The sequence below is a fragment of the Streptomyces sp. NPDC034043 genome, from assembly GCF_055575675.1.
The window spans coordinates 805,934-820,434 of sequence record NZ_JBVISF010000001.1 but is presented as its reverse complement, the minus strand read 5'-3'; the positions used below and the strand labels follow the sequence as shown (position 1 = coordinate 820,434).

Sequence of the window (14,501 nt, the reverse complement as noted above, 5' to 3'; positions counted from 1 at the left end):
CGCAACGGCCGGGTCGGGGAGGCGGTCGGGGCATGCCCAGGCAGGTGGATCACGAGGAGCGGCGCCGTCTCATCGCGGAGGCCGTCTGCCGCCTCGCCGACGAACGCGGGCTGGAGGGCGTCACCCTGCGCGACGTCGCCGCCGACGCGCGGGTGTCGATGGGCGCCGTCCAGCGGTGCTTCGGCACCAAGGAGGACATGCTGCTCTTCGCCCTGGGCCACGTCGGCGAGCGGATCGCCGAGCGCGTACGGGCCCGGCTGGTGCGCAGTCCGGCCCAGTCGGCCGCGTCCGCCGTGGGGCACGCCGCCACCGAGGTCGCGCTGCTGCGCGAGGAGCACCGGGCCGAGGCCAGGGTCTGGCTGGCCTTCGTCGCGCAGGCCGCCGTCAGCGCGCCGCTGGCCGAGACGCTGAGGGTGAACTACGCGGCCCTGCAGGAGACGTTCGCCCAGCTCATCGCGGAGGCCGGTGGGGGCGCCGGCCGTCCGGCGCCCCTCGATCCGCGACGGGAGGCCCGCACCCTCCTCGCCCTGGCGGACGGTCTCACCACGCACGTCCTGATCGGACACCTCGGCCCGGCGGAGGCCGAGGAGGTGCTCCACGCCCACCTGCGCGGCCTGTGGGAGGGGACGGCCGGCGGCCGGTGAAACCGCCTTTCCGGGGCCGTGAAAGGGGTCCGACGGAACGCGGACGAACAGGGCGGGAGGATCCCCGCCATGCACACGGCCGACCGGATCGACCACGGGGCGGCGGTCGCGGCGGAGACCGCCCGCTTCGCGGCCCTGCTCGCGGACGCCGGCCTGCCGGCCCCCGTGCCGACCTGCCCCGGCTGGCCGCTGGGCGACCTGGTCCGGCACACCGGGGCCGTGCACCGCTGGTTCTCGGTGCTGCTGCGCCGGCGGATCCAGCGGCCCCCGGCCGGCCGCGAGGTGGAACTGCGCCTGCCCGAGCGGCAGGACGGTTACGCCGAATGGCTGCGCGCCGGGGCCGCCGAGGCGGCGGAGGTGTTCGCCGGCACCGACCTCGACTCACCCCTGTGGGTGTGGGGTGCGGACGGGCACGCCCGGTCCTGGGCCCGCCGGACGCTGTTCGAGACGCTGGTGCACCGGGTCGACGCCGAACGGACGCCCGGGCTCGGTTCCTTCATCGACCCCGCGCTCGCCCGGGACGGCGTGGACGAGTTCCTGACCAACCTGCGCTTCGCCGCCCCGTTCGCACCGAACGTCACCGACCTGCGCGGATCCGGCGAGACCATCCGGTTCCGGTGCACCGGCACGGAGGGGACCTGGCTCGTGCGCCTGCGGCCCGACGGCTTCGGCCCGGTCCCGGACGACGCCTCGGTCCCCGGCCGGGGCCGAGGTCCGGGCGGGGGCGGCGGATCTCCTGCTGCTGCTCTACGGCCGTCTGGACCGCACGGCGCCGGCCGTGGAGGCCGCCGGGGACGGGGAGCTGCTCGGCCGCTGGTTCGCCAACTCGGCGTTCTGACAAGCGAGCCGCGCGGAGCGGAACGTGCGGATCGCCACCGGCTGTGTCAGCGTGGGAGGGCACACGCCCCGCCGAAGGGATCCTTACGTGGCGTCTCCTGGTGATCCGCCGTCCGCCACCGCCCTCACGACGGAGGCCGCTCCCCTCGCGGGCCGGCCCGTCCGGGAGGCGCCGACCGAGCTGTGGGCGCTGGGCCTGGTGATGGCCGCGGCGCCGTGCTCGGCACGCGAGGCGAAGCAGATCCTCCTGGCGGCGGCCGACCGCGCCCGGATCACCCCGGCGGAGGCGTCGGCCGCGATGGTCGCCGGCTCGCTCGGCCTGCCGGTGCCGACACGGGTGGAACGGGCCCTGCGCAGGGCGGTTCAGGCGGCCCGCACGCCACTGCCGCCGGGCACCTTCCAGGGGGTCGGGATCCTGCCGAGCCGCCTGCGGACCGAGGAGGTCCTCTCACGCCTGCGCGGCTGTCAGGCCCGCCTCGCGGCCTCCCCCACGGACCCGGGCACGCTGCGGGCCATGGACGACGTGGCATACACCCTGTGCGTCCTGATGGGACGGCCCACCACCCACGAAGCGGTCCTCGCCGCCGAACGGCACCTCTCCGCCCCCGAGTAGGGCGCCGCGCCGGTCCGCGTCAGACCGGCGGCGGGCGCCGGCCGGAGCGGACCGGACGGCCGGTCACCAGCGGACGGGGAGCGCCCGTACCCCGCGGATCAGCATGCCGGGCACCCAGCGGAGCCGGGCCTCGTCGGCGTCGCTCGCGAGGTCCGGGAAGCGCTCCAGCAGCGAGCGGAGCGCGATGCGGCCCTCCATCCGGGCCAGAGGCGCGCCGAGGCAGTAGTGGAGCCCGTGGCCGAAGGCGATGTGGCCGCGCGCGTCACGGCGGATGTCGAAGCGGTCCGGGTCCTCGAAGCGGGCGGGGTCGCGGTCCGCGTCGGCCATGGTTATCAGCACGGTGGAGTTCCTGGGGACCACCACGCCGCCCATCTCCACGTCCTCCAGGGCGAGTCGCGGAGTGCAGGTCTCGACCGGTCCGTCGTACCGGAGCATCTCCTCGATCGCGCCGTCCAGCAGACCGAGGTCCGCGCGCAGGTCGGCGAGCTGGTCGGGGTGGGCGAACAGGGCGCGCATCCCGTTCCCGATCATGTTGACGGTGGTCTCGTGTCCGGCGATGAGGAGCAGGACGCTCATGCCGATCAGCTCGGACGGCGACAGCCGGTCGCCGCCCTCGTCGACGGCGTGGATCATCGCGCTGAGCAGGTCCTCGCCGGGCTCGGCGCGCTTGGCGTCGATGAGGCCGGAGAGGTACCGGGGCATCGCCTCGTACGCCTCGGCCTCGGCCTCCGGGCTGGTGCGGGCGACCATTTCGTTGGACCAGCCGCGGAACGCCTCGCGGTCCAGTTCGGGCACGCCGAGCAGTTCGCAGATGACGGTCATCGGCAGGGGGAGGGCGAAGGCCTCCACCAGGTCGCCGCGGCGGTCCCCGTTCGCCGCCATCGCGTCGAGCAGCTCGTCGGTGATCTGCTGGATGCGGGGCGCCAGCGACTCGATGCGGCGCTGGGTGAACTCCCGGGCCACCAGGCGGCGCAGGCGCGTGTGGTCCGGCGGGTCGGACATCAGCATGTGCGCCAGCGACGGGTCGTCCTGCTCGGTGTTGATGATCTGGCCGATGTCCCCCGACCGGCGCCAGTCGCGGCTGAGCCGCGGATCCGTGAAGGCCTTGCGGCAGGCCTCGTGGCCGACGACCAGCCACAGCTCCTCGCCGTCGGGCGTGCGTACCCGGTGGACGGGTCCCCGCTCCCGGAGCGCCGCGTACACCGGATACGGGTCGCGGACGAAGTCCGGGCTGAGCTCCAGCAGATCGACCGCGGCGGGCTGAGATGCCATTTTCCATTCCCCCTGAATCGAATGCGGGCGCGGCTTCGCGCCGCGCCGTGCGTTCATCCCACAGTAGTCGCGACGTCACCCGGGGCGGCGGGCGGCCTCACCGTTCCGCATTCGCCCCCGCGCCGAGGCATTCCCTCGCCGGAAACGGGCAGACGCCCACCCGGAGATGGGAGAACACCATGATCGTTCTGGGTGTCATTCTGCTGATCGTCGGCTACATCGCCGGCATATCCATCCTGTGGACCATCGGCATCATCCTGGTCCTGATCGGCCTCGTCCTGTGGATCCTGGGAGCCGTCGGGCACGCCGTGGGAGGACGACGGCATTACTGGTAGCCGTGCCGGACCGGGCTCCGGCCGGCGCCGGACACCCGTACGGGCCGGAGGGCCCAGCCCTCCGGCCCGTACGCCGGCACCTCCCGGTCAGACCCCGGACCCGCGGTCCTCGGGCAGTCCGGTGCCGCCCATGCGCGCGAGCAGGGCACTCAGGGTCCCGACCTCGGCCGGGGCCCACTCCGGTGCGGCGAAGACCTCGGCGGCTACCTGTCCGGCGGCCTTGAGGCACTCCTCCAGCCGCCGGCGGCCGGCGTCCGTCAGGGCCGCGTAGGCTACGCGGGCGTCGCGGGCATCCGCCTCGCGCATGACCAGGCCGATCCGCTCCAGCGGGCCCAGCCCCCGGGTGACCCCGGAAGCCGTCAGCCCCAGCGCCCGGGCGAGGTCGACCCGGCGCATCCGGCCGCCCTCCGCCCGCCCCAGGTGGAGCAGGACCATGAAGTCGGCCAGGCTGACCCCGTACAACGACCCGAGACGGGAGTCGAACCGGCGCACCAGGGCCGTCTGGGCCTTCACCAGGCGCAGGGACACGTCCAGCGCATCCAGCGCATCACTCATCGCTACCTCCTTGACTCCTCAAGCATCTAGAAGAATGCTTGAGGAGTCAAGGAGTTGTCGAACATCTGGACCGCGCGGAGGGCGGTCGCGTATCGTCCTGGCGTTCCCGACACTGGAGGCTCCGACCGTGGGGCTCGTCCCTCTGCTCCTGATCAGCGGCTTCGCCCTGGTCGCGTTCGCCTTCGGCCGCCTCGCCGTCCGGCTGACGCGCCGCGCGCCCGTGTGGGCGTACGCGGCGGCTCCCCCGCTCGCCGTGATCGCCACCGGCTGGGCCATCGGCCTGCTGCTGTGGCCCTCGTACGCGTCCGCCCCCGCGGTCCTCCTGTGGTGGCTGGGCGGACTGACCGGGGCCGTCACGTGGTGGACCTGCCAGGCCCGCACCCACCGGCGCCGGCATTAGAAGACCTATCTAGGCTGACCCCCGTGACGAAGAACGCGAACGCGGGTGCGGAAGCCCACCGGGTGCTGTACGGGTGCATGGGGCTGGGCGGAAGCTGGGAGCCGGGTGCGTACGGGCCCCAGGACATCGACGCCGCCGAGGAAGCCGTACGCGCCGCCCTCGACATCGGCATCACCGCCTTCGACCACGCCGACATCTACCGGCACGGCAAGGCCGAGGCCGTCTTCGGCGAGGTCCTCGCCCGGACCCCCGGACTGCGTGAGCGCATCACCCTGCAGACCAAGTGCGGCATCCGCCTGGCCGGCCAGGACGGCGGCCAGGGCCACTACGACCTGCGCGGCCCGAGCATCGTCCGGCGGGTCGAGGAGAGCCTCGAACGGCTGCGGACCGACGTCATCGACGTGCTCATGCTGCACCGCCCCGACCCGCTCGCGGACCCCGACGCGTTGGCGGCCGCCCTGATGTCCCTGCACGGCCAGGGACTGGTGCGCGCCTTCGGGGTCTCGAACATGGGGGCCGCGCAGATTGCCCGCCTCCAGGCGCGTCTGGACGTACCGCTGGTGGCCAACCAGCTGGAGATGAGCCTGCACAGCCGTGCCTGGGTGGAAGCCGGAGTGCTGCTCAACACCCCCGACGGCGCCGGCCACGGCTTCCCCTTCGGGACGCTGGAGCACTGCCTCGACCACGGCATCCGGCTCCAGGCCTGGGGCGCGCTGGCGCAGGGCCGGTTCACGGGCCTTCAGCGGACCCCCGCCGAGCACGCCACCGCCACCCTGCTCGAGGAACTGGCGCGGAAGAAGGGCACCACCCCGGAGTCGGTGCTGCTGTGGTGGCTGATGCGGCACCCGGCGGGCATCGCGCCGGTCATCGGCACGGCCCGGCCCGACCGGATCCGCGCCTGCGGCGACGCGGCCCTGCGCCGGCCCGACCTCACGCACGAGGAGTGGTACGAGCTGTGGACCACGGCCCGGGGCGTGCCGCTGCCCTGATCACTCGTCCCTCCGGCCGGGGGCGAGGTGGGCCACGGCCTCGGCCAGGTCCTCGCACACCTCCTCGATCTTGCGGCGGATGTTGTTCTGTTCGGTGACCAGGGCCGACAGCAGCAGCCCCGTCAGGGCGGCCGCCCCGTTGAGGGCCTGGAGGTTGACCATGACCTCCAGCAGGGTGTGGTGGGCGAAGGGGCCTTCCTGCTCGATCGCCGCCCCCACGGCCAGCACGGACACCAGCAGGGCGCAGGGCGCGCTGCCGGCCAGCTGGAAGCGCACCGCGGCCCAGATGAGCAGCGGGAAGACCAGGAAGAGCAGCGACAGGGTGCTGCGGGAGGCCACCCAGGTCACCACGCCGGCCGCCACCAGCAGCGCGACCGCCTCGGCGATCCGGAAGGGGTCGCGGGGCAGCCGGGCCCCGCGCAGGACCAGCAGCAGCGGGGTCACCAGCAGTACCCCCATCGTGTCCCCGGCCCACCAGGCCGACCACACCCCCCAGAACTCCGGCAGCGGCAGGTCGCCGGTGAGGACGAGCGTCCCGGCTCCGGCGGTGGCGCTGATCAGCATCGGCAGCAGGCCGCCCAGGAAGACCAGCGCCAGACCGTCCCGCAGCCGGTCGAGCAGCGGCCGGAAACCGGTGCGGCGGAGCAGGGCGTAGGCGCACAGCGGCGCCAGGGTGTTCCCCGCGACGATGACGAGGCCGGCGGGGCGGAAGCCGCTGATCCCCTCGATCGCGAGGTACGTGCCGATGGCGATGCCCGGCCATACGCGCGGACCGAACCAGAGCAGGGCCGCGAGGGCGATTCCGGTGGGCGGCCACAGGGGCGTGACGACCGAGCCCTCGACGACCACCTGACGCAGCAGGCCGAGCCGGCCGCTCAGGTAGTAGGCGGCGGCGACCCCGAGGATCCGAAGGAGCGCTTCGGACCGGCCTCGCCATTCCACGGTGCGCACCACAGCATCAGACAACAGCCCGGCCGTCGGGGAGGGGCGTGACACGCCTGGCGCCCGGGATCAGGGGGCTGCCGCGTCGTGGCTGAGGACGAGCACGGCCGCGTCGTCGGCGTGGCCGGTGGAGTCGGCCACCTTCATCACCTCGGCAGCCAGCTCTCCGGGGTCGCCTCCGGCCCCCTCCCTGACGATCCGCAGCACCCGTTCGAGGCCCACCTCGATGGGGAACGCCGGGCCCTCGACCACGCCGTCGGTCAGCAGGACGATGGATCCGGGTTCCGTCAGCCGGCGGCGGGTCACCGCGTACCGCGCCCCGGGGACCGTGCCCAGGGGCGGGCCGCCCGCGTCCTCGGCGATGCCGTGACGGCCGGCGGTGGTGGCCCAGACGGTCGGCACGTGGCCGGCCCGGGCGCTGGCGAGGTCGCCGGTGCGCGGGTCGTAGCGCAGCAGGGTGCACGTGGCGAACAGGTCGCTGTCGAGGGAGAGCAGCACGTCGTTGGCCCGGCCCAGCACCTCGCCCGGATCGCCGACGACGGCCGCCACGGCGCGCAGGCAGACCCGGACCTGCCCCATGAAGGCGGCGGCGGCCACGTCGTGCCCCTGTACGTCCCCGACGGAGAAGGCGAGGGCCTCCTCGGGCACCCGGAACCCGTCGTACCAGTCGCCGCCGATCTCCAGGCCGTGCTGGGCGGGCGCGTAGCGGGCCGCGGTGCGCAGGCCCGGCAGTACGGGCAGGGAGCGGGGCAGCATCTCGCGCTGGAGGGCTCCGGCCAGCTCCACCCGGGCGTGCTGGAACCGGGCACCTTCCCTCGCCTGGGCGCTGAGCCGTCCCAGCATGCTCAGCAGGTCGGCGCTGTCCGGCCGATGGGGTTGACGCCACCGGGTCACGGACCCCTCCGGGGTATGCCCATGTTCTCCCTGCTCCCGCCGCGTGAAGATCCGGGCCCCATCATATTTCGGCCGGGTGGATTCCGCCGGGCGCCCGCGGCGCCCCGGCCCCGGGACGGGGGCCGCCCCGCGGTGTGCCGCTGCAACCGCCGCGGGCCGTCGCCGCGGGCCGTCTTCGCAGGCGTCGAGCGTCTTCCCGGCTCTTCGCGTCTCTTCCCGTCTCTTGCCGCAGCGGCCGCCGGGGCCGTGGGCGGCGTCGGCCACCGCCCGCCGGAGGCCGTCCCGGTGAGGGCCCGCTCCCCCCGTCCGGCACGGAGGCCGTCGCCATCCGCTGCCCTACGGAACGTCAGCGGGCCTCGGGGCGCGGCGAGATGAGGGCACCGCGGGCCGCAACCGCGATGACCGGCTTTGCGTGATCTTGCGTAAGCTCTTGATCGACTCGGACGCCCGCCCGCCCCCGCACCGTACGGCAGGCGGCCTCCGCGTCCCGGGAACCGCACCGACCGAGTAAGAGGAACAACGTGCCCCTGCCCCTGAACCGCCGTCTGGCCGTCAGCGCCGCCCTGCTGGCCACGGTGGCCGCCGTGGCGCCCGCCACCGCCGCCCAGGCCGCGCCCGCGGCCTTCCCCGGGATGGCCCGGGCGGCCACCACCGCCGCCACCCTGCCGGATCCCGACCTGGAGGCCGTGGCGCAGGCGCTGCGGAACACGACCGCCGCCGGAGCCCCCGGCGCGCTGGCCCGCATCGGCGACGGGAAGAACGTCCGGGTCGAGAAGGTGGGTGTCCGCGACACGGTCACCGGCCAGGCCATGGACCCCCAGGCCCGCTTCCGGATCGGCAGCGTCACCAAGACGTTCTCGACGGTCGTGCTCCTCCAGCTGGTGGACGAGGGGAAGATCGAGCTGGACAAGCCGGTCAACCGCTACCTGCCCGGCCTGCTGCCCGACGACCGGATCACCGTGCGGCACCTGCTGACCCACCGCAGCGGGCTGGCGGACTACACGAACGCGATGTTCGACAAGACCGTCCCCGGCTTCGAGGCCGTACGCAACAAGGTGTTCGGCTACGACGAGCTGGTGAAGCTCTCCCTGGCCGAGCCGCGCACGACGGAGCCGGGAGTCGCGTACAAGTACTCGAACACCAACTTCGTGGTCGTCGGCATGCTCATCGAGAAGGCCACGGGCCGGCCGGTGGCCAAGGAGTACGACCGCCGCATCATCAAGCCGCTGAAGCTGCGCAACACCTCGTACGTGCACCCCGACACGAGGATCAAGGGGCTGCACACGCACGGCTACCTCACGCCCGACGAGGCGGGCGCCCCGCTGGTCGACTCCACCGAGCAGACGGTGTCGTGGGCGCAGTCGGCCGGCGCGATGATCTCGAACCCGGCCGACCTCGGCACCTTCATGTCCGCGCTGGTGAGCGGGAAGCTGGTCTCGCCCGCCCTGCTGGACCAGATGCTCACCATGACGCCCACCGACGCCACGAACACCCGCTTCTACGGTCTGGGCCTGCGCCGCTACGACCTGTCGTGCGGCACGTCCGTCTACGGGCACACCGGCACCGTGCAGGGCTTCTACACCTACGCCTTCGCCACCCGCGACGGCGCGCGCACCCTCAGCGCCATGGCGAACACCTCGAACCGGGGCGCGGCGAACACCGCCCTGGGCGGGACCCTCGAAGGGGCCTTCTGCGGCAAGAAGCCGGTGAAGGCCACCGCCCGCGGCTTCGCGGTGGCCCCGGCCGAGATGGACCTGCCGGAGAACAACGCCCGATGAGAACCGGCCGCCGCGGGCTCACGGCCCGCGGCGGCCGTACGGCGGGGGCACGCGGCACACGGTCTAGGCTGGGACGGTGAACGACCGTCACGTCCAGGGGGATTCCGCCACCATGACCATCCACCGCCCCGGCCTGCCCGGGGACCTGCCGCCCGCCGAGGTCCTGTGGGCGCACTGGGCCCTGGTCGCCGTACTGGAGGCCACCACCGAGGCGGAGGGCCGCGGCGTCCACCGGACCGGGCACTGGATCGACGGGGAGGGGCTGCACCTCGACGACTGCGGCTGCACCTGGTGGACCTTCGCCCGGACGGGAGAGGACCGGTACGTGCTCTTCGGCGAGGACGAGTCGAGCGCCGTCAAGTGGCACGAGCCGGCCGTGGACATGCTGGCGGGCGGCCCGGACTGGCTGCCGTACGAGACCCTGCGCGACCTGCTGGGCGGCTGGCAGCTCGGCTGTGTCTACTGGTCCGAGAACGGTTCCTGGGTCCGGGCGCCCTACCCGGACGACCTGGACGACGACGGGCTGGACTGCGGGATGAGCCGCTTCACCGACCGCCGGAAGCTGCTGCGGCTGCTCGAAGGCGCCTGGGACGACTGCGATTGCGGAGCGGCCGCCCGACGCGCGGAGACGGCGGCGCGGCTGCTGGACGCCGCGCTGCGCCGCGAGCTGTCGCCCGGGACGCTGGAGGCGCTGGCCGGCGGCTGTTCCTGCGGCCGCTGGGACCTTCCGGCCATGCTCCGCGCGCTGCGCCTCTCCGGTCTGGCGCAGGGCTCGGGGGTGTCCGTCAGAGGGTGATCCAGTAGCGGCGCTTCGGGCCGACGAGGGTCTCCCGTACGTCTTCCAGGACGCCGCCGTTCCGCTCGATGGTGCGGGCGGACGCCTCGTTGCCGGGGTCGCAGGTGAGCAGGACCTGGTCCATGCCGAGCAGCCGCGCCTCGCGCAGCACCTCGCCCAGGGCCCAGGTGGCCAGACCGCGCCCGCGTGCCGAGGGGCGGACGCCGTAGCCGATGTGGCCGCCCGCGTCGAGGAGGAAACCGTTCAGGTAGTGCCGCAGGTCGATGGCGCCCAGGTAGGTGTCGCCCTCGGTGATCCACCAGTGGGTGGCGTGGACCCGGCCCTGCTCCAGCGGGGCCGTGCGGTCGGACCGGCGGAGCAGCTCCCCGGTCCAGTCGGCGAAGCCCTCGGGGGTGTCGACGTCGTCGGCGGAGCCGAGTCCGGCGCCGTCCATGTGGGCGTCGGGCCCCCATTCCTCCTGCGCGGCGAGCCAGGAGGAATGCAGGCGGGCGGTGGGGGCGACCAGTGCGGGCATGCTCCGGACCGTAACAGCCGGATGATCCGGCTCCGCAATCCGGCAGCTCCGGCCGCTCCGGCCGCTGCCCGCCCCGGGTCCCGCTCGCTCACCGGCCGGGACGGTAGGCCGCCCACCGGACGATCCCGAACCCCTCCCCCTCCCGGCGGACCTCCACGGCCCCCGCTCCGCCGAAGTGCGCCGGCACCACCAGTTCCCGCAGGTCCGCGGCCCGGCCGAGGACCTCGCGGCGGGTGGCCGCGGCCTGCCGGGGGTCCATGCAGAAGCAGCTGTCGCAGGACGGGGAGAGGATCTGGACCGGGCTGTGCAGGAGGTCGCCGACGAACACGGCCCGATCGGTGCCGGAGGCCAGGCGCAGCACCGACGAGCCGGGGGTGTGTCCGGGGGCGGCCTCCAGGGTGAGGTGCTCGTCGATGCGGTGCGAGCCCTCCCAGAGCACGGCCTGTCCGGCCCGGTGCACGGGCGCGACGCTGTCCTCGTAGATCAGCCGGTCGTCCTCCCGCTCTCCTCCGGCGTAACGGCCGCGCGGGCCGAAGTGGTGGTCGTCGGCCGCCGGGATGAGGTACCGGGCGTTGGGGAAGGAGGGCGTCCACTCCCCCGCGGCGCCATCGGTGTCCTGGCCGTCTCGGGTGTTCCAGCCGACGTGGTCGGCGTGCAGGTGCGTGTTGACGACGTAGTCGACGTCCTGGGGGCGAACGCCCGCCCGCGCCAGCGCTCCGAGGAAGTCCCCCTCCCGCCGGTGGAACAGCGGGGTGCCGGGGCGTTCGCGGCCGTTGCCCACGCCGGTGTCGACGAGGACGGTGGTCCCGCCGCTGCGCAGGACCCAGGTCTGCAGGGCCATCACCGCGGTGCCGTCCTCCGGGCGGAGGTGGTCGGGGGCCAGCCAGTCCTCGTTTTCCCGCCACAGCCGCTCCCCCGCGCGGGGGACGAGGCCCGCGGCGGGTCCGAAGGGGCCCTGCCACTCAACGACCCGGATGACCTCGACGTCGCCGAGCACGATGGTGTTTCCGTTCGCGTTGTCCATGATCATCACCCTAGGGAGGCTGCCATGAGCGGCTCAATGCCCGGATCGCTCTTCCGCATACGGGAGCGGCTCACACGGGAGTCCCTCGGATAGGGTGCCGCGGTGGATGTGGTGAGCGACGCGATCGCGGCGGTACGGGTGGGCCGGCCCTCGTCGGACCGGATGCGGGTGGAGGGCAGCTGGTGCGCGCGGTTCGCGGCGTACGAGGGCGCCGGCTTCCACGTCGTACTGGAGGGCGGCTGCTGGCTGCTGCCCGACGGCGGACCGCCCGTGTCGCTGGGCGCGGGTGACGCGGTGCTGCTGCCGCACGGCACGGGACACGTGATCGCCGACGGCCCGGCCGACGCGGCGGCCGTGGCGCGGGCGGTGCCGTTCGAGACGGTCGCGGAGGCGTGGCGCGGGCCCGGGCGGCCGGGCGGCGGCACGGGTGCGCTGGAGATGCTGTGCGGCAAGTACCGGCTCGACCGCAGCCGGGCGCACCCCCTGATGGCGGAACTGCCGCCCGTGGTCCACCTGCCGAACCGGGTGGGCAGCCACCCCGAACTCCGGTCGGCGATCGACCTGCTGGGCCGTGAGCTCTGCGGGCAGCGGCCGGGTGCCGGGGTCGTGGTGCCCAGCCTGCTCGACCTGCTGCTCGTCTACATGATCCGTTCCTGGCTGACGGCCGGGGGTGCGGCGGGCGGCTGGCCGGCCGTGCTCGGCGACCCGGTGGCGGCCGCCGCGCTGCGCGCGCTGCACGCCGATCCGGCCGCGCCGTGGACCAACGACCGGCTGGCCGCCGAGGCGGGCGTGTCCCGCCCGACGCTGGCGCGGCGCTTCACGGCCCTGGTGGGGCGGCCGCCGATGGCGTACCTCACCTGGTGGCGGCTGAACCTCGCCGCCGCCCGGCTGCGGAACACCGAGGAGCCGCTGGCCGTCGTCGCGCGCCGGGTGGGGTACGGCACTCCGTACGCCCTGTCGCACGCCTTCAGCCGCGAGTTCGGTACGACTCCGGGCCGGTACCGGGCCCTGCGGGCGGCGGACGCGACGCCCGCCGGCCAGGCCGCCTCTTCCGGATCTGCCTGACCCGCTCCTCCCCTGCGATGCACGCGGCGGCAGCCGGGGGAGACGCGGGCTTGACCGGCGAGAACCGAAAGAGACGACCTGGGCGGACCCCGGGGAAGCATGGCCGGAACCCGCCCCTACACTTTGTCCTTCGTTTACCCATGGCCCTCCGAACCGCGCAGGAGTCCCCGCATGCCCCACCTCATACGCCGCCCCGTCCGGACGGCGGCCCTGGCCGCCGTCTCCTTGCTGACGGTGCCCGCCCTGGCGGCCTGCGGCAGCGATGCGAAGGCTCCGGCGCGTGCGAAGCCCTCGGGGTCGGCTCCCGCCGCCACGCCCACGCAGCTGCCCCCGCTGCCCGCCTCGCTGACCGGGCAGAAGCCCGACTGGCGCGGCTGCCCGGCGCCGTCGGCGGCCCAGGGCGGCGGGGAGGCCCCGGGAGCGGCCTGGCAGTGCGCCACCATGAAGGCGCCCCTCGACTACGCGAAGCCGGCCGGCGAGACCATCGACGTGGCGCTGATCCGCAAGAAGGCCACCAACGCCGGCAAGCGCATCGGCTCCCTGGTCTACAACTTCGGCGGTCCCGGCGCCTCCGGCGTCCAGACGCTCCCGCAGGCGGCGGACGACTACAAGAAGCTGGGCGCGGTCTACGACCTCGTCAGCTTCGACCCGCGCGGCGTGGGCAACAGCGCTCCGGTGATCTGCCTGGACGACAAGACGCTGGACGAGGGCACCGGTTCCGAGAACATCCTCGACGAGGTCAAGAAGTTCACCGACGCCTGCAAGCAGAAGTCCGCCAAGCTGCTCCCCCACGTCGGCACGGCCAACACGGCCCGCGACATGGACCTGATGCGCCAGGTGCTCGGCGACCAGAAGCTCAACTACTTCGGCATCTCGTACGGCACCCAGCTGGGCGGGGTCTACGCCCACCTGTTCCCGAAGAACGTGGGCCGCACCGTGTTCGACGCGGTCGTCGACCCGACCGCGGACGAGGCTCAGGCCGGTCTCGGCCAGGCCAAGGGCTTCCAGCAGGCGCTGGAGCACGCGATGAAGTACTGCCGTGACAAATACACCGCCAACTGCCCGACCGGCCCGAGCGACGCCGAGGGCAACAAGCGGATCAACGAGCTGCTGGAGAAGCTCAAGACGAAGCCCGCCGCCACGGACAGCGGCCGCAAGCTGACCTCCGACATGGCCCTCACCGGCATCGCCGCCAGCCTCTACGACAAGGAGTCCTGGGAGTACCTCGTCCAGGGTCTGGGCGAGCTGCGGCAGCTGGGAACGGGGAACATCCTGCTGCTGCTCTCGGACAGCTACAGCGGCCGCGGTGAGGACGGGCGCTACAGCAATTCCAACGCCGCGCAGGCGGCGATCAACTGCGTCGACACCAGCCGCCGGTACACCGTCGAGGAGAAGACGGCGCAGGAGCCCGCCTTCCGCGCGGCCTCCCCGGTGTTCGGCCCGGAGATGGCCGAGGGCCTGCTCGGGTGCTCGCAGTGGCCGGTGCGCGGTACGAGCGACAAGCCGCAGGTGTCCGCCGAGGGCGCGGCCCCGATCGTGGTGATCGGCAACACGGGCGACCCCGCCACCCCCGTGGAGGGCGCGAAGCGGATGGCCGACGCGCTCGGCCGCGGCGTCGGCATCAACCTCACCGTGAAGGGCGAGGGACACGGCAGCTACGGGAACAACGCCTGCGCCACCAAGGCGGTCGACGCGTTCCTGGTCGACGGCACCGCTCCGGCCGACGGGACCGAATGCAAGTGAGCGCCCGTCCGCGCCCGTACCGACCTCTGTTCGGCTGCCGCGAAGCCGCCGCCTACACTTGTGCCGCCCGGCCCGCGGTGCCGGCTTCAGGGGAGTGAAG

At 73.8% G+C, this 14,501-nt stretch carries 16 protein-coding genes; 10 read left to right on the top strand and 6 right to left on the bottom strand.

Going from position 1 to position 14,501, the window contains the following annotated elements:
- The first annotated feature begins 32 nt into the window (after positions 1-32).
- The 3 genes from ACZ51S_RS04125 (at position 33) to ACZ51S_RS04115 (ending at position 2,094) form a co-directional block, all read left to right on the top strand.
- On the top strand, positions 33-644 hold the full coding sequence (locus ACZ51S_RS04125; RefSeq protein WP_468475669.1) for a TetR/AcrR family transcriptional regulator: 612 nt from the start codon (positions 33-35) through the stop codon (positions 642-644).
- Positions 645-713: 69 nt separating this feature from the next.
- Positions 714-1,586, top strand: coding sequence for a maleylpyruvate isomerase family mycothiol-dependent enzyme (locus tag ACZ51S_RS04120; RefSeq protein WP_468884972.1), 873 nt, complete (start codon positions 714-716; stop codon positions 1,584-1,586).
- Entirely contained in the window at positions 1,570-2,094 is a 525-nt protein-coding gene (locus ACZ51S_RS04115) for a DUF5133 domain-containing protein (protein WP_388937894.1), read from the top strand. The genes ACZ51S_RS04120 and ACZ51S_RS04115 overlap by 17 nt, the downstream gene beginning before the upstream one ends.
- 63 nt (positions 2,095-2,157) lie before the next feature.
- Here ACZ51S_RS04115 and ACZ51S_RS04110 read toward each other — a convergent pair whose 3' ends face one another.
- A complete protein-coding gene (locus ACZ51S_RS04110; protein ID WP_468959560.1) occupies positions 2,158-3,366 on the bottom strand; it encodes a cytochrome P450 family protein in 1,209 nt (402 codons plus the stop codon).
- 179 nt (positions 3,367-3,545) lie between these two features.
- Here ACZ51S_RS04110 and ACZ51S_RS04105 point away from each other — a divergent pair, with 179 nt between their 5' ends.
- The gene (locus ACZ51S_RS04105; protein ID WP_388937890.1) at positions 3,546-3,701 is read left to right on the top strand and encodes a DUF6131 family protein; all 156 of its coding nucleotides are present in this window, start codon (positions 3,546-3,548) and stop codon (positions 3,699-3,701) included.
- An 87-nt stretch (positions 3,702-3,788) separates the two neighbouring features.
- Here the strand turns inward: ACZ51S_RS04105 and ACZ51S_RS04100 are convergent, their stop codons facing one another.
- Positions 3,789-4,256: a MarR family winged helix-turn-helix transcriptional regulator gene (locus tag ACZ51S_RS04100; protein WP_468884976.1), complete on the bottom strand. Its 468-nt coding sequence runs from the start codon at positions 4,254-4,256 to the stop codon at positions 3,789-3,791.
- A gap of 127 nt (positions 4,257-4,383) precedes the next feature.
- On the opposite strand from ACZ51S_RS04100, the gene ACZ51S_RS04095 reads away from it, so the two are divergent.
- Positions 4,384-4,656 carry a hypothetical protein gene (locus ACZ51S_RS04095; RefSeq protein WP_388937888.1) on the top strand — a complete coding sequence of 91 codons (273 nt, stop codon included), beginning with the start codon at positions 4,384-4,386 and terminating at the stop codon, positions 4,654-4,656.
- A gap of 23 nt (positions 4,657-4,679) precedes the next feature.
- Positions 4,680-5,645 (top strand): aldo/keto reductase, encoded by a 966-nt coding sequence (locus ACZ51S_RS04090; protein ID WP_468802936.1) that lies wholly within the window; start codon positions 4,680-4,682, stop codon positions 5,643-5,645.
- Here ACZ51S_RS04090 and ACZ51S_RS04085 read toward each other — a convergent pair whose 3' ends face one another.
- Together ACZ51S_RS04085 and ACZ51S_RS04080 are read right to left on the bottom strand one after the other, a co-directional pair.
- On the bottom strand, positions 5,646-6,599 hold the full coding sequence (locus ACZ51S_RS04085) for an MASE1 domain-containing protein (RefSeq protein WP_468475664.1): 954 nt from the start codon (positions 6,597-6,599) through the stop codon (positions 5,646-5,648). It lies immediately after the preceding gene.
- Positions 6,600-6,656: 57 nt separating this feature from the next.
- Positions 6,657-7,481 (bottom strand): PP2C family protein-serine/threonine phosphatase, encoded by an 825-nt coding sequence (locus ACZ51S_RS04080; protein WP_388937882.1) that lies wholly within the window; start codon positions 7,479-7,481, stop codon positions 6,657-6,659.
- Positions 7,482-8,002: 521 nt separating this feature from the next.
- Between ACZ51S_RS04080 and ACZ51S_RS04075 the strand changes: the two genes are divergently transcribed.
- Both ACZ51S_RS04075 and ACZ51S_RS04070 read left to right on the top strand, forming a co-directional pair.
- A complete protein-coding gene (locus ACZ51S_RS04075) occupies positions 8,003-9,259 on the top strand; it encodes a serine hydrolase domain-containing protein (RefSeq protein ID WP_468884981.1) in 1,257 nt (418 codons plus the stop codon).
- A 76-nt stretch (positions 9,260-9,335) separates the two neighbouring features.
- Positions 9,336-10,055 (top strand): hypothetical protein, encoded by a 720-nt coding sequence (locus ACZ51S_RS04070; RefSeq protein ID WP_468959556.1) that lies wholly within the window; start codon positions 9,336-9,338, stop codon positions 10,053-10,055.
- Here the strand turns inward: ACZ51S_RS04070 and ACZ51S_RS04065 are convergent.
- Both ACZ51S_RS04065 and ACZ51S_RS04060 read right to left on the bottom strand, forming a co-directional pair.
- On the bottom strand, positions 10,045-10,569 hold the full coding sequence (locus tag ACZ51S_RS04065) for a GNAT family N-acetyltransferase (protein WP_468959553.1): 525 nt from the start codon (positions 10,567-10,569) through the stop codon (positions 10,045-10,047). The genes ACZ51S_RS04070 and ACZ51S_RS04065 overlap by 11 nt on opposite strands.
- Positions 10,570-10,657: 88 nt before the next feature.
- Positions 10,658-11,599: an MBL fold metallo-hydrolase gene (locus tag ACZ51S_RS04060; protein ID WP_468959551.1), complete on the bottom strand. Its 942-nt coding sequence runs from the start codon at positions 11,597-11,599 to the stop codon at positions 10,658-10,660.
- A 96-nt stretch (positions 11,600-11,695) separates the two neighbouring features.
- On the opposite strand from ACZ51S_RS04060, the gene ACZ51S_RS04055 reads away from it, so the two are divergent.
- Positions 11,696-12,658, top strand: a complete 963-nt coding sequence (locus ACZ51S_RS04055) for an AraC family transcriptional regulator (RefSeq protein WP_468802932.1) — start codon at positions 11,696-11,698, stop codon at positions 12,656-12,658.
- Positions 12,659-12,829: 171 nt separating this feature from the next.
- Positions 12,830-14,401: an alpha/beta hydrolase gene (locus ACZ51S_RS04050; protein WP_468475659.1), complete on the top strand. Its 1,572-nt coding sequence runs from the start codon at positions 12,830-12,832 to the stop codon at positions 14,399-14,401.
- Positions 14,402-14,501 lie beyond the last annotated feature (100 nt).

Bases quoted from the DNA above. Each gene is read 5' to 3' on its own strand.
- ACZ51S_RS04125 (WP_468475669.1), top strand. From the start codon at position 33: ATGCCCAGGCAGGTGGATCACGAGGAGCGGCGCCGTCTCATCGCGGAG.
- ACZ51S_RS04120 (WP_468884972.1), top strand. From the start codon at position 714: ATGCACACGGCCGACCGGATCGACCACGGGGCGGCGGTCGCGGCGGAG.
- ACZ51S_RS04110 (WP_468959560.1), bottom strand. From the start codon at position 3,366: ATGGCATCTCAGCCCGCCGCGGTCGATCTGCTGGAGCTCAGCCCGGAC.
- ACZ51S_RS04105 (WP_388937890.1), top strand. From the start codon at position 3,546: ATGATCGTTCTGGGTGTCATTCTGCTGATCGTCGGCTACATCGCCGGC.
- ACZ51S_RS04100 (WP_468884976.1), bottom strand. From the start codon at position 4,256: ATGAGTGATGCGCTGGATGCGCTGGACGTGTCCCTGCGCCTGGTGAAG.
- ACZ51S_RS04065 (WP_468959553.1), bottom strand. From the start codon at position 10,569: ATGCCCGCACTGGTCGCCCCCACCGCCCGCCTGCATTCCTCCTGGCTC.
- ACZ51S_RS04060 (WP_468959551.1), bottom strand. From the start codon at position 11,599: ATGATCATGGACAACGCGAACGGAAACACCATCGTGCTCGGCGACGTC.
- ACZ51S_RS04050 (WP_468475659.1), top strand. From the start codon at position 12,830: ATGCCCCACCTCATACGCCGCCCCGTCCGGACGGCGGCCCTGGCCGCC.